The organism is Trichocoleus sp. ST-U1 (genome assembly GCF_039961835.1).
In the GTDB taxonomy this organism is placed as follows: domain Bacteria; phylum Cyanobacteriota; class Cyanobacteriia; order Cyanobacteriales; family FACHB-T130; genus FACHB-T130.
On the sequence record NZ_JAMPJZ010000022.1, the window covers coordinates 60,858 to 76,426 of the forward strand.

At 49.9% G+C, this 15,569-nt stretch carries 6 protein-coding genes; 2 read left to right on the top strand and 4 right to left on the bottom strand.

Features of this window, described 5'->3' with window-relative positions; all coding sequences use genetic code 11:
• Positions 1-84 precede the first annotated feature (84 nt).
• Entirely contained in the window at positions 85-6,684 is a 6,600-nt protein-coding gene (locus NDA06_RS10855) for a translocation/assembly module TamB (protein ID WP_190985131.1), read from the bottom strand.
• A 456-nt stretch (positions 6,685-7,140) separates the two neighbouring features.
• A complete protein-coding gene (locus NDA06_RS10860) occupies positions 7,141-8,880 on the bottom strand; it encodes a hypothetical protein (RefSeq protein WP_190985132.1) in 1,740 nt (579 codons plus the stop codon).
• Between the two features lie 515 nt (positions 8,881-9,395).
• Here NDA06_RS10860 and NDA06_RS10865 point away from each other — a divergent pair.
• Entirely contained in the window at positions 9,396-10,406 is a 1,011-nt protein-coding gene (locus NDA06_RS10865; RefSeq protein WP_190684236.1) for an NAD-dependent epimerase, read from the top strand.
• A gap of 88 nt (positions 10,407-10,494) precedes the next feature.
• Here NDA06_RS10865 and NDA06_RS10870 read toward each other — a convergent pair whose 3' ends face one another.
• Both NDA06_RS10870 and NDA06_RS10875 read right to left on the bottom strand, forming a co-directional pair.
• On the bottom strand, positions 10,495-12,867 hold the full coding sequence (locus tag NDA06_RS10870) for a polysaccharide biosynthesis tyrosine autokinase (RefSeq protein WP_190985133.1): 2,373 nt from the start codon (positions 12,865-12,867) through the stop codon (positions 10,495-10,497).
• A gap of 161 nt (positions 12,868-13,028) precedes the next feature.
• Positions 13,029-14,546 (bottom strand): SLBB domain-containing protein, encoded by a 1,518-nt coding sequence (locus tag NDA06_RS10875; protein ID WP_190536688.1) that lies wholly within the window; start codon positions 14,544-14,546, stop codon positions 13,029-13,031.
• 155 nt (positions 14,547-14,701) lie between these two features.
• Between NDA06_RS10875 and NDA06_RS10880 the strand changes: the two genes are divergently transcribed.
• On the top strand, positions 14,702-15,569 hold an 868-nt coding region (locus NDA06_RS10880), incomplete at its 3' end, for an S-layer homology domain-containing protein (protein ID WP_348251728.1).

Sequence of the window (15,569 nt, forward strand, 5' to 3'; positions counted from 1 at the left end):
TTCACTTCTCAGCCCTCAGCCCTCACTTTTTACTCCTTACTCCTCACTTCTCAGTCCTCAGCCCTCAGTCCTCAGTCCTTTTTTTCAGAAGCGCTTTTCATACTCGATAACACCCCTGGTTTCCCCAGACAAATCGGTGCCACCTCGCAGCAGAATCTCATTATTGACTCGATAAGTGACACCAAACTCAGGAGGCTCATCAGCCGTCAAAATCTTCGATACAGAGGCAGAAAGCTTAGGAGTGACGGAAACCCCAACTTCTGCCGCCAAGCCCAACGTTGAAGTGCGGGACTTTTCATCCCTCACTACTGTGGGGAACAAGCGAAACTCGCTCAATCCCAACGCATCTCCCACCACATTTTGGAAAGGTGTCAACAGTGCCGAACCTGCCAAGTTTGCGAGTCCTAGCGTGGTATCTCCTCGACCCAGCGTTTCCACAAAGCCGCCACCCAAAAGGGCGACAATTTCGCTCTCGCTGCGAGGCGGATTACTAGTTAGCTCCAGATTATCTGCCAATTGACTTGCCGAACCTGTGGCTCTGGCTTGAATGCGAACCGTTCGCAATGCCCCCAAATTGGTAGCGGGAACATCGCTAATTTCACTACTCACAATACCCGTGGCGGTTGTGTCAGCAATCCGGCTGCGGGTTACTTCGGAAACAGACGCGACCAGCCGAATATCCAGAACCGGGTCAAGTCCCTCACTAGGGGTAAACTCAGCCGTGTGTTCGTAGCCGCGTGCCAAGCGGAACTGAGTCGTAAACAGATTCACCTGACCCCTGGTTAGCCGAATCGTCCCCTTTGGCTGAGGTTCATCCAAAGAGCCATTGAGAGTAAAGCCACCAGTCGCCTGGAAACTCAGCAGCGGTGGGCGGGAGATTTCGACGCCTTTGTCTAAAGCCAGTTGCAGGTTATTAAATGTGGGAGTGAAGGGTTGCTCGTCAGAGGTTGGCGATGATGGGGTAGCGGTACCACCACCGGGTGAAGCCGTTCCGTTTGTGCCATCCCCTGCCGTCTCTCCTATCAGCACCCGACCATCGGCAAGCCGCACTTCACCACCAATTTGCGGATTGAGAGCCGAGCCAGTAATCTCCACGTTGCCGTTGACGCCGCCTGAGTATAACCCTTTCAAATTTACAGCGAGTTTTTCAAGGCTAACCGTGAGTTTATCCCCCGACTCTTGCCCCGTGCCTGAGATGGGGATGGCTCCGGAGGCGACCACTTCACCACCACTAAAGTCACCCCGGAAGTTTTCTACTTGGATGCGGTCAAAGTTAAATAAGACCCTACCGTTGACATCGGTGAGCGGTTCGGGCAAAGCTTGCGCCTTGATAGTGGCATCGTCAACAGTCGCAATCCCGTTAGCGACAAGCTGGTTTAATTTGCCCGTATTTGGATTCACCGTACCCTGAACGTTGAGTTGCACTTGTCCGGTACCATCCACCCAAGTGACAGCAGAACGCGAAAGCAGGTTTAACAGGGAAAGTCCCTCATTTTGAACGTTTAAATCCAGGCTGAGTTGGTTGTTATCGGGTGCAACGGAGGCAAAGGGCAACTGATAAAAGGGAATGCTGCCAGTGATTTGAGTCGTCGAGGGGATACTGGCGATTGGAGATGGGGTACGAGGAGTTGTTGCAGGTTGAGTATCGAGCCGAGTCTCCCCAGCTTCCGGGCTTGCCTGCTCCCCAGCTTCGGCAGTGGCGATGGTGCTGCTGAAGGTCAGACGCGCATTGGTGTATCGGAAACTGCCCCGCGCCGCTTGGACGGCGGTTTGGTTCAGGGTGGCATCGGTGAGAGCCAGTTCGCCGATGGCTTGGGGATTGTTGATGCTGCCTGCTAGGGTTGCGGTTCCATTGAGATTCCCGGTGATATCGACTGGTAAATTGGCGAACTGTTGGAATGGGGCGACAGGGACATTTCTCAGGCGCAGCTGACCGCTTTGTTCGGTTCCGCCAAGGGTGCCAGTGAAGGCAAGCAGCGTTTCTTCAGATTCAATTCGTAAGGGCAGAAGGGTGAGGACGCCGTTTTGGAAGCTGCCTTTGACAATCACATTATCAGCGGTGTAAAGCCGATTTGGCTGGTCGTCTCTGCCCCATTTCCAGTTATTTCCGCCGAAGTCAAAGTCAAGGTTAATGCCTTGTCTAGGGGAAGCTGCTACATTGATTCCGCCGGAGAAATTGCCGGTGAGGTCTTTGAGTTCGGGGATGGGCGAAGCTTCCCGTTCCTCTTTCTGGGCGGCAAGGATGGCTTCTATTTCTGACAAGCGGCGCAGTTGAGCTTCCAGGGTAGCATTGGGTAGACCGACGGGTTGGGGTTTAACCTCGGCGGCGCTGGCATAGGTAGGAGGTTGTCCGCCTCTGGCGAGATCTTGTAAATCAAAGATTTGCAGGAGGGGGAGGACGTTTTGGATTTTTCCTTGAGCTACTTTCAGCGAACCTTTCAGTTCTGGGCCGCTGGAGGTTTGAGTGACGCTACCGACGAGGGCGTATAGACTTTCGCCTTGGCGGAACTCTCCCCCATCCAAGGTAGCGGTACCATTGGCATAGCGGAAACTGCCGATGGTTAGCAAATCGCCTTTAATGGTGCCAAGGACGGGTTGAGCGATCGCTACATCATTCCCGGCAACATTAAAATTGGCGAGATTCAGAATAAAATCTCCAGAAAGTTTACCTTCGATGGGTTGGGATGCGATCGCTGGCGGTAGACTTGCTAAGGCATTCTGGGGAGCTAAATCTTTCAACAATTTGAGCGGAACGTTTTGCACATCCACCACCAACAAATCGCCCTCGCGGTTGCCTTGTGCCAGCACCTCGTCACGCTTCACTAAAAAAGAGACGGGTTGATAGCTAGGCGACAACACCAGCGAAATCCGGTCTTGTTGATTGCCTGCCAGCTCAACGCTACTAGGCTGTCCGGGGACTAAATTGATTTGCCCGGTGAGAACGGGGTCGAACACCAAGTCATTGGCGGCAAAATCCTCGACGCGCAACTGTCCGGTTGCTCGGATAGCCGCCGGATTGACAGCACTCAGCGACCCAGAAGCATCAACGTTGCCACTCACCCGTCCTCGCAGCGCCGGAACCGTCACGGAATCGGGTAATGCTGCGGCAAGCTGTTCTAGATCAACATTGTTAGCAGAAATTAAACCCGCAAAGCGCCCGTCTTGGAGTTGGACATTTGAGGCGGTGAGGGTGCCATCCCCCACATTCAAACTTCCAGAAATCGTCCCGTTCAGGGTTGCCGGGGTGAAGGCAGCCAAACTGCCGGATAGGTTGAAGGAACTATTATTCAGCCGACCTTGAAATTGCGGGGGCATCTGGGGAAATACTTTTGCCAACTGAACCCCATTCGCCTCGCCAGAAGCTTGCCAGCGACCGTTGCCGAACTGTACGTTGGCTGCACTGACGCTTCCCTCACCCAAGTTCAGATTTCCAGAAGCCGTGCCAGTAATCGTTTCGGGGCTGAAAGCGGCTAAACTCCCGGAGAGATTAAAAGAACCATTATTTAGCTGACCTTGGAATTGGGGCGATTGCGGAAACACCCTAGCAAGTTCGATATTGGACGCCTCACCAGAGGCTTGCCAGCGACCATTGCCAAACTGTACGTTGGCGGCACTGACGCTGCCTCCAGCTAAGTTCAGGCTTCCAGAAGCCGTGCCGCTAAGAGTTTCTGGCGTAAAAGCCGCCAGACTTCCCGATACATTAAAAGAACCATTATTCAGCTGACCTTGGAATTGCGGTGGCAGTTCGGGAAATAGCGTTGCTAACTGAACCTCAGACGCTTGTCCGCGAGCTTGCCAGCGACCGTCGCCAAACTCTACATTGGCGGCACTGACGGTTCCCCCACCCACATTCAGGCTTCCAGAAGCTGTTCCGGTAACGGTTTGCGGGCTAAACGCCCCCAGACTTCCCGATACATTAAAAGAACTATTATTCAACCGACCTTGGAATTGCGGCGGCAGTTCGGGAAACACCCTTGCTAGTTGTACCCCAGAGGCTTGTCCGCGAGCTTGCCAGCGACCGTTCTGAAACTGGACAGTCGAGGCAGTAACGGTGCCACCGCCAAGATTCAGACGCCCTGAAGCTGTGCCGCTAATCGTTTCGGCGCTGACATTTTCCAGACTACCGGAAACGTTAAAGGAAGCATTATTTAGCTGACCTCGGAATTGCGGCGGAATTTGGGGCAACACCTTTGCCAACTGGACGTCAGAAGCTTGCCCAGAAGCTTGCCAGCGACCGTTGCCAAACTCCACGTTGGTGGCACTGACGCGACCACCGCCAACCTGAATATTTCCTTGGGCAGTCCCGCTAATCGTTTCCGGGGTGAAAGCCGCCAGACTTCCTGACAGGTTGAAGGAACCATTATTCAGCCGACCTTGGACGGGTGATTGGGGCAACACCGTTGCCAATTGAACGCCAGACGCTTGCCCAAACGCTTGCCAGCGACCGTTGTTAAGCCGAACGTTTGAGGCATTGACGCTGCCCCCGCCAATATTCAGTTGAACCGATGCGGTGCCGCTAATGGTTTCGGGTTTAAAGGCAGCTAGACTTCCAGATAAGTTAAAAGAACCATTTGCGGTTTGATTTTGGAATTGCGGCGGCAGTTGCGGGGCTAGCTGCCTCAACCGGACAGCAGAAGCCTGCCCAGAAGCTTGCCAGCGCCCTGCATTCAGCGCAATTTTTGATGCCTTGACGGTGCCACCAGCAACCCGGACATTCGCTTGTGCGGTGCCGCGAATCGTTTCCGCTTGGAAAGAATTGACACTTCCCGCTAGATTAAACGCCCCATCTGCCTGGGCTGACTGCAACTGTGGCGGGAGTTCTGCCAAACGTGCTAGTTGAACATCATCGGCAACGCCTGCCACTTCCCAGCGACCCTCTGCCACCTGACCTTTCACGTTGACGATGCCTGCCCCGACCCTCAGAGTCGTGTTGCGAAAGTAGGTTTTATCCTGAGTAACGATGACTTCTCCACTGCCTGGGTAGGTGGCTTGGGGTGCCTGAACTTGCACGACGGTCTGGAGGTTGCCGGTAGTGCCAAAAAGCTGTGCTTTAGCGGCTACGGTGCCGATTTGGATATTGCTCGGCTTGGCGTTGTAAATCTGGGCAACGGCATCCCCTGGAATGTCTTGACCGATGACATCGAATACCAATCCTCCTTTGTCGCCCATCTGAATTCGACCATTACCAGCCAGTCTGCCGCCAACGCTAGGCAAGGCACGGATGTTGGTAATGGTGAGGAGGGTATCGATCATCTGAAATTGACCGCTGATGCCGCGAAAGTTTACCTTATCTACGATTAGGGGCACTTTTTCGGTGGGCTGGAGGGTGGCGACGGTTCCTGAGAGGATCGGTTTTTCCAGCGCTCCTTTGAGCTGCACGTCAACGCGGACTTGTCCAGTTACGGGGAAAGGTGACTCTACTTTGAGAGTATTGAGGGCAGTCGCGATCGCAACCGATTTCACTTGGGCGGCAATGTTGTACCCACCCTTTTCTTCTTGGGTATCAATAACACCATTGGCAACTGCGGGAACCTGACCGTAAAGAGCGCTGACATTCTCCAGCGCGATCGCATATCCGTTGAATCGCACGAGTCCGTTGGCATTGTTAAACGGTTGCGGCACCTCTGCAACCTGCGCTTTCACATTTTTGAGGATAGCTGTTCCCAGAAATGTGGCTCGCTCTTCATTTTGGAATCGGACTTCCAAGTTGCCATCCAACAGCCCTGCATACAAGTCTATTGGCAGCTTCGCTAAACGATCGACATCGACTGCACTCAGGTTCTGCCCTTGAACTTGCAGGTTGGTTTGTCCGGTTGGGGCGCGGTATTCACCAGAAAGTTTGAGGCTGCTTTGGATGGGCGCAGGTGTTGGATTGGCCTGCTGTTTTTGAGGGACACTTTTTGTCGGTGCCCCTAATTCGACCTGAGATTGAGCGCTGACATCAAAGCGAATCCGCTGGTTGTTATCGAAAAAGCGAGCCGTACCGCCTACCTGACGAAAAGCGACTGGTACCCCCCTCCTCTCTGCTCTGGGAAGCAGAGATTCCAGTCGTCTGGAGAGGGTGTCTTGAGTGTTACTGCGCGGGAGATTTTGAGAGGGCAGTGTTGCATCTACATTTCCTCTTGCTTCCTGGCTGCCTTTTTTCCTCTCTACAATTTTGGGCGTTGCTACCAGCACAACGTCTGCATTTTGAACCCGAACGCTTTGGATATCCGTCTTAATCGGCCCACTCGGTTCTTCTGACTTCAGTTCCGTAGAAACCCAGCGCCCCTCTTTGTCTTGTTCAACGTAAATATCAGGGTTGACCAGGGTAATATCTAGCTCCAAAGTCCGCCTAAAGAGAAGCGCCAGCGGATCAAAAACCACATCTACACCCTCTACCGAAGCGCGGTCGGGGTCAGTGGGCGTAACTGGTATCGAGGAGGCACCAAAGCGCAGATTGTTGATGGAAAAGCCTTCGACTTTCCCCAGTTGCACGGGTCGTTTCAGCGTTTGACTGAGATTTTCTTCAACAATTGGTGCTAACCGCTGATGGACAAAAATCCACGCCCACCAGACCCCGCCAATTGTGCCAAGCAACAGGATAATTCCCAGGCCAAGGCCGGTGCGGCTTAAGAGTACCCATAGACGCCGATTGGAACGGGTAGCTGCTGTTTCATTACCCGAATTTGGGGAGTTCTTCATAGAAAACTAGCAACGGCGGTAACGAGGGTGTCTTTAGACATGATTACAGGCTTCTACCGATGAATACTATCGGCTTGTCCTATGTTAAGTGTCAACTCTGCTCCTTACGCCTGTTCCTTATATTTGGGAATTTTCCCACACTCGCGTACTCAGAATGAGACTTGCTTTGAAAGGGTCTGCCTGCGATCGCGTAGGTGACACTCTTAACCTACAATCAATGCATAATCCAAAAGACTTAAGTAGCGCTGATATGTTTCACCACTCCGTCAATTCCCTAAAACTCATCCCCTTTTAGAGTTTTGATTTCTGATTTTAGTTCGTAGAAGATTGGCTGCGATCGCGTTAGCGAAGCGAGGCGTTAGCCTAGCGCTGAAAGAGTCAGTTCGAGTCTATCGCAGTAGCCACTGACAACCCTTTATTTGTGGCGACCTTAAGCTGAAATGATTTCAGTAGTATTTAATCTAGGGTGGCTTTAATCATACATTTGGCTTGCAGTACAACCAGCTCCCCTGTCTCAAAAACCGAACAACGCTGCATCAGACCAGACATGGCTGGAATCATTCCCCGATCTAGCATTCCTAACATCTCTTTCGCTAGCGGCTGCCACTGCCTAAACCAAGGATTGTTGGTAATATATTCAGAAGTAAATGCTGCGCGATCCAGCAAGAAAAAATCCACATCATAGGTTTGAATAAAATTTTGAATTTCTGCCAAATTCTGAGTGTACTGAGTGTGAATTAAATCGGTAGCTCGTTGGCGAATTTGACGCTCGTATATTACATGATAAGGATTTGCATACTCCCACCCGACTAAAATAGCTCTCTGGGAAAAAGTAGGCAGGTTATCCACTTCTTCCGACAAAGAAGCAATCAGAATATTTTTAGGTTGTTTCTGAAAAAATTCATATAGTGCAGGTGCCTTACCAACGACATAGTTACTGTTTGGAAATTTCTCCAATAAGTACGGATAAAAGAGGATTGTAGTTCCTAGTAGAGTGGTGAATCCCAAAGCTATGAACTGCCGTCGAATTAAAAATTTATCTTGCTGCTTTGCCCATTTAAAAACTGCATCAAGCAGTGCGACTAATACGATTGCTGCACTCAAAATCATCACCAACTTGAAGCTATATCGCGTGTAACGAGCCGGAGCAAAAAGCTTGTAGAGCATGGCATGGGCAGCCACAAATATCCCGAAAGATGCTAGCGCAATCTGAGGCAAAATGATGATGTTGCTGGCAATTTGCTTAATTAGGGGAAACCTGTCGGGATAGCGCATTAAGATTGGCAAGAATAATCCCAGCAGAGATAGGGGATGTTCAAACACATTAGGCAAAAGACCACTATGTTGCCCAAATAGCCAAAACCACAGGGGATTAGTGTTATCAAAAAAAGGAATTCTTCCCGTTTGAGAAAATGCTGGTAACGATCTTAGCTCCATCCCGGCGATCGCTGGGCCAACTTCAGAGGATTTCAAAGCATAGGCCAAGATCGCTAGCAGGCAAAATCCCAGCCCAGTAGCGCCGAACAGATAATCAAGCCGATTCTTAGATAGATGGAGTCGCTGTCCGTCCCAGCGCCACAGTCTCAAGATTAAGATTCCGGCTAAAATGAACAACAACGGGGGATAAAACAATCCAGCCAAAGCGATCGCGCCTAGACATAAAAATAAAGAGCGCCGCAGCAGATAGTACAAAAATGCTAGAAAAAATAAATAAATAAAAGATCGGGGAGTGCTAGAAACTAAATCATCCCTCATGGAAAGATTTTGATTGAGCAGTAGCGTACTAATAAATCCTGCTGTTGGTACCGGAAATATTTCCATGCAGACTGCAAAACAGTAGGCGGTTGTCAGCAGTGTCAAAAAGACTGGTAGTAATTTACTCAAGCCAAGTGGCTCAATCCCCAAAAATGCTATCAGTCGATAGAAAGCAGCATATCCAGAGGGGGTTATAGCTTGAAAATAGTCAGCAATAAAATCATTCGGAAACAAGCCTGAGTCTACAAATCGCTGCATCCAAAACACATACACCCGTGCATCATCTTGCACCACATATGAGCTACTGAAAGCCTGCTTGAGTCCTAAAAAACTATAAATGAGGGCAAAAGTTAAGCTTAAAGTGAACCAAAATATCATCTGAGATTTAAAAGTTTTAGCAGTCGAGGTTGTTAAAAATTTGTGCAGGTGAGTGATTACCATAGGTAAGGTGACAGACTTAAGTTGAATGGGCAAAATGAAACGGAATAGACAAACCTCGTAATCCGACGCTAAGCAGAATTAAACTTAAAGCTCTTCATCAGACTAGACACGGCTGGGATAGTTCCTTGTTTCAGGGAAGCAGGAGAGTCTCCTAGGCGGCAGATGCAGGTAAGGGAGTAGCCGCATAAAGCAGCATACGCTACGCGAGGAGCGTATACACGTACCTGCGCTCCTCGCGTAGCGCTTTTCGCTCTCATCAACAAAATGCTCCCAGTTAGCTGCCTGGAGCGTACACAGGACACGCTCCAGGTAGCTTGTATCAGTTTGATGGGGTTGTAAGGGCACATGAACCCTTAGTGTCACCAGGGGTTCATGTGCGGAACTATGGCATTCGGCTGAGTAATTGGGCTAGACTTTGGACTTGAACGCCTTTGGATTTGTCGCGCTCATCGCCATTATTTGTCAATGACGCTACATCAATTACCAACCTGCTAACAGCTAGTAGAAACAAAAATATGGGGAAAATTCTAGTTACTGGTGCCGCTGGTTTTGTTGGTTTTTACTTGTGTAAACTGCTGCTAGATAGAGGAGAAGAGGTCATTGGCATCGATAATCTCAATGATTATTATGATGTCAATTTAAAACAAGCTCGTCTGGAGCAACTGAAGGACAAAAATAATTTCCAATTTTACAAACTTGACTTGGCTGACCGTCAAGGAATTGCTGAGTTATTCGCGAATTCCCAGATTGAACAAGTACTACATATGGCTGCCCAGGCCGGTGTACGTTACTCGCTGCAAAATCCCCATGCTTATGTTGATAGCAATTTGGTGGGATTTACGAATATCTTAGAAGGGTGTCGGCATTCGCAAGTTAAACACTTGGTGTTTGCTTCTTCTAGTTCAGTTTATGGGGCAAATAAGAAAATGCCTTTTTCGGTGCATGACAATGTAGATCATCCGGTCAGCTTGTATGCAGCTAGTAAAAAGGCAAATGAACTGATGGCGCATACCTACAGTCATTTGTATGGTTTACCAACGACTGGCTTGCGCTTTTTTACAGTATATGGGCCGTGGGGTCGTCCAGATATGGCAATGTTTTTGTTTACCAAAGCCATTTTAGGAGGGCGTCCGATTGATGTTTTTAATTATGGTAAAATGCGGCGCGATTTTACATACATTGATGACATTGCAGAAGGAGTTTTACGAGTAGCTGATAAAATTCCACAACCAAATCCTGATCTAGCAGGAGCTGACTCCGATCCGGGAGTGAGTGCCGCACCTTATAAAATTTACAATATTGGCAATAATACGCCGGTTGAATTAGGGCGTTTTATCGAGGTTTTGGAAGATTGCCTCGGTACGAAGGCAGTGAAAAATATGCTGCCAATGCAACCGGGAGATGTTCCTGAAACTTATGCCGATATTAGCGATCTACAAAGAGATGTTGGGTTCAAGCCTAGTACACCCATTGAGGTTGGAATTCCGCGTTTTGTTGAGTGGTATCGCTCTTTTTATGGAGCTTAGCGGTTAGTTATCAGTCATTAGTTCTATCCATGATTTAAAAAAATGACTAGAAACTAATGACTAATTCTTAACAATTAATCGCCAAGAGCTAGCGCAATCCAAGTTTCTTTTGCAAGAGTTTCTTGGCATTCTCTACTTCTGATTCTTGATTAGAAGTGTAGTAACGATCGTAGTAATAGTACGATCCACCGGCGTTTCTTCTCACACCGTTGGCAACCATACCCAAGACGGGGGCACTAGAGATTTTTAATGCATCTATCGCTTGTAGCAGGATGGAGCGATCGGTTTTGCCCAGTCTCGCTACCATGATCACGCCATTGGTATGGACAGCCAGGAGTCTGCCATCTGCCAGACCTAGTATCGGTGGCGTGTCATAAATCACTAGATCAAAAACAGCGTTCAACTGCTCCATCAAATACTGCATTCGCTTGGAGGAAAGCAGTCTGGTTGGGTCTGGTGGGATTTGTCCAGCGGTTAGCACGTAGAGATTGTCCCAGGAGGGCAAGCGCTGGATGGCTTCTCTGGGAGTTAGACCTGTGGCAATGACGTTGCTCAGTCCCTGGTGGTTTTCTAAACCGAGGACATTATGAACCTGAGGACGCCGCAAATCTGCATCTACGAGCAAAACTCGCTGTCCCATTGCCGCAGCCGCCTGTGCTAGGTGTACGGATACAGTGGATTTACCATCACCTGGGGACGCTGAGCTAACCACTAGCGAGTGGATGGGGGTATCAGAACCGAGAAAACGAATATTGGTATGGAGAGAACGGAAGGATTCTAAGAAGGGAGAAGCATTGTACCAGCTAGCTTTGCGAGTGGTGGCACGCTCTTTGGATGGGCTATCTCCGATTTGGTTTTTGGCTGAGGCTCCGTTGCCATTTGGCTGGGCAAAATTGGCGAGTTCTGCGATGGGTTTGAATAGTTTGAGTTCTTTGTGGTGGGGAATCAAGCCAAGAATGGGCAGTCGGGTGCTGTCTTTGAGTTCTTCGGGGGAGTGGAAGACATTGTCGAGTCGCTCTGCTAATAAGGCAGATGCCAGCCCTAACATTACCCCAGCGATCGCTCCTAATATCAAATTTTGCTTTGGCTTGGGAAAGATAGGATCTTCTGGCTTTTGGGGTTTGGCAATCAGCTGCCAGGGGAGAGCCTTCTGTGCTGCTTCAATTTGCAGGGTTTCCCGAACGGCTAGAAAGCGGTTTAAACTCTCGGTTGCGACGTTGAGTTCCCGCTGTAAATCTGTGTACTGACGGGCAATCAGGGGCAGTAGTCTAACTTGTTGATTTAAGCGCTTTTCGGCTTGCGCGATCGCGTTGCCGCGAACTTCCAGAACCTGGACTTGGTTTGCCGCATCCACAAATTGCTGAATCAGCTCTAGACGTACCGTGCTGGGGGAAGACAAATATTGCCGTTCGCTGAGACCAGATAGATTATTTCCCAGTACTGCCGCCGCTTCTTGTTGCAAGAGGGGCAGCAAATTTTGCTGCTGCTCTTTGAGTGACTGAATGGTTGGACTTTCTGCCAGAAATCGGGCTGACTCGGTGGCAAGCTTTGTTTCGACTTCCTTAAGTTTGTTGAGTAACTGTTGGTAACGCGGTGCTTCCGAAAGAGATGCGGCAGCGATCGCTTGATTAGGGGGTAATCCTAACTGCTTTTGTAACGTTGCATACAGCGAACGGACTTCATTATGTTTTAGTTGATTATCGAGTTTTTGTTCCTCAACATTAGACACCAGCACGGCAAGTTGTTTGGCTTGTTCTTCCGGATCGAGGATGTTGTACCGCTGCCGGAACGTTTGCAGTTGTCCCTGGAGTTTGTCCACTCGTTGCTGAAGTCCCGGTAATTGACCGTCTACAAACTTAATCCCCTGGTTGAGGTTCGTTTGTCGCTCCTGAAGAGAGTACCTCAGATAAACTTTAGCTAACTCAAATAATACATACTTAATTTTATCGGGATCGGTATCGCGGTAACGTACTTCTAAAATTTTTGTTTTATCTAGTTGGGTAATTGTCAGATTGTTTTTAAGAATTAGTGATTCATAGTCGATATCGGGATAGCGCTTTTGGATCTGAGCGATGAATGCCGCCATCCGTTCGGAACTAAGTAAAACTTTAATTTGGGTTTCGTAATCCAGACTAGAGTCGTTTAGAGCTGGCTCGATTGCCTGTAATTGAGTAAGTTTCGTCAGCTTATTTTCAGCCGTAACGGGTTCCACCAGGAGTTGGAACTTTCCTTCATACTTGGGTGTTTGGCTGAATGTCCATAAGCCGATTCCAGTCGTGACAACGATCGCCACCCCCGCAATCACCAAAGCACGGCGACGCACCACATTCAAGAGCTGACGAACATTCAAGTCGTCCTGGCTGTTTTCTAGAAACTGAGTTTCGTCGGTTAGCGGCAATGGCTGAAGTTGCTTGCCATTCCCTTTCGGCGATGACGGTTGAGAAAATTGGCCCGCTTCCATCTAAACCCCTGCACCTTGTTGGCTTGGTTGACGCGATCGCCAGGGAGATTCCTGGTTCTAGCCTCATTTTGTACCATGAATGTGCAGGATGCTACATCCAAACGATCAAATTTTTTACTCAGCTCTTGATTGTGGCTCTCCAGACCTAGCCAGCCACGTTTTTACTCGAAGATTCTAAAGAAGTTGAATAAGCTGAAAACCCCTCCCAGCGGACTCAACACCGTCCCCAGCGTGTCTGAGAAATTAGCGAGGTTAGAGCGGTTCACCACCACCACGTCGTTATTGCGTAGAATCGGATTGTTTTGATCGTTGATGCCCTGAGCAAAATTGACCGGGACGTTCCGCTTTGATATGGTGCCATTGGCGTTGAGACGAATTAGCTCTACCGAACTCCTCCGGGCACGATTGTTAAATCCTCCGGCTGCCAGCACCGCTTGATTCAAGGTCGTATTGGGTGGCAGTTCAATCGTCCCTGCTTTGGCAACTTCCCCGACCACATTGACCCGAATGGTATTGGGAGAGAAGCTAGCCGATGCGACTTGGGGTACCTCAGAGGGATCGATATTGCTAGCAGTAGGCACCACCACGGTATCTCCCTCTTGCAAGATGACATCTTGGGTGACATCCCCGGACTGTAAAAGTTGCCAGAGGTTGATATTGAGGACTTTTTCGGGTCCTGAACGGGCGGAACGGCGGACTTGAACCTGGCGAATATCTGCTAAGGAGGTAATTCCCCCTGCGACTTGAATGGCTTGGGTTACGGTGGCAGGAGTGCTGCTAGAAGCCGCAGTCGCATTCGCCTCAGGGGGAGTATTCGCAGTGGCAATGGTCGTTGGTGACACGATATAAGGCCCTGGACGGGATACTTCTCCGACTACGACAATCTTGATCGGCCCGGTGTTCTGGGGCGCAAAGCTGGCATCCGCTAAGGTACGGGATTCATCGGCGTTGATTTGGGGGCTGGTGGGGATAAACAGCGAGTCTCCATCTCGCAAGGTAAGGTCTTGACTCAAATCACCGTTGTTGAGTAATTCCCAGAGATTGACAGCGATGACTCCCGATGAACCGGGCGAAAGGCGGCGCAGTTCTACTTGGCGGATATTGGCGGCTTGAGTAATGCCCCCAGCCAATTGTAGTGCTTGCGTGACGGTGGGAAATTGAGTGCCTTCGGTTAAGTTAACCGTGTAGGAACCCGGACGATTGACTTCCCCAGCCACGGCGATTTTGACCGGACGGGGTGCCAGCAGAGTAATGGTCAGCAAGGGGCGTCGGATGTAGCGACCGTATCTGCTAGAAATTTCATCGGTTGCTCTTTCGAGGCTCAATCCCTGAACGGGTACGCTGCCAATGATTGGCAGGTTGAGCGTACCATCGATTAGCACCTGATACTCTCCGCTGTATTCAGGAACCTCAAAAATATCCAGCCGGACGCGATCGCCTGCGCCTAGAGTATATGGGGCATCCGGTCCACGTCTGGTAGATGTTCCCGCTGGGGCAGCAGAAGGGCGCAATCCGGGGAGTTGCGCGATCGCTGGTGATGAAACCGTCATTGCCGCCACGGCTAGAAGCGCGAAGCCCGCAACGGTTCGGGTAGCCAGTTTCGGAAAACTAGCACCGCTCTTACAAAAATTACAGCTTGTTTCACGATGCCTTTTGGCGCTCAACTTAGCACTCTTCATTCCAAATCTGTTAAACCTCGTTACACAAAGTCACGCCATTGACGGATACAATCCGTAAAAAGTTGCAGTATAAAGTTTAATCACCAACGTAATTTTCCCAAACTCGTGTACCTTTGAGGTGGCAAGGAATATTTGGGTATGAGGAGGATAAGGTTATGACGCCAGCAACAGGTAGGAGCCGTGTCAGTGCAAGCAAAAAGAAATTGTGGTATCGGGTACACATCCTACTAAGTTCCATGTTTTTGGGCAGTACGATCCTCTATGCAGCTGCCAGTCTGGCTACCACGAAGGCAAGTTCTACCAACGGGAATGCTTCAGCACCAGCCAAGGGTAGCGGTTCAATGGGTGACGCACTCTTAAAAACGATGCTGGGAGCTGACGCGCTGCGTTCTAACCCGCCCGCTCCTTCAACCACCCCCCGTTCTAGCTCTTCCCTACCAGCGGTTAGCAATCCAGCCGCCCCTGGAAGAAGTTTACAGCAACCTGGAGCCGTCACGACGCCGACTCAACTGGCTCAAGCCAGCACCTTCCCAGATGTACAAGGTAGCTGGGCGCAGACGTTTATTGAAGCACTCGCAGAGCGAGAAGTGATCGTAGGCTTTCCAGATGGCTCTTTCCGCCCTGACGAGCCGGTGACACGCGCTCAGTTTGCCGCCATGATCCGGAAGGCTTTTCAAAGACCCGCCACTCGCCAAGCGATCGATTTTGTGGATGTGCCTGCCAATTACTGGGGTTACACAGCCATTCAGGAAGCTTATCGGACAGGGTTTTTAGAAGGATACCCCAACCAGGTTTTCCAGCCGAATCAAAACATCCCCCGCGTCCAAGTCTTGGTATCTTTGGTCAGCGGACTTAACTTGAATCCAACCGCAGATACCGCCTCAATTTTAAATGGTTTATTTCAGGATGCTGGGAGCATTCCTGCCTATGCCCGCACCAGTGTTGCCGCCGCTGCACAAAATCAACTAGTTGTCAACTATCCAGATGTGGCGCTGTTAAATCCTAATCAGTTAGCCACCCGTG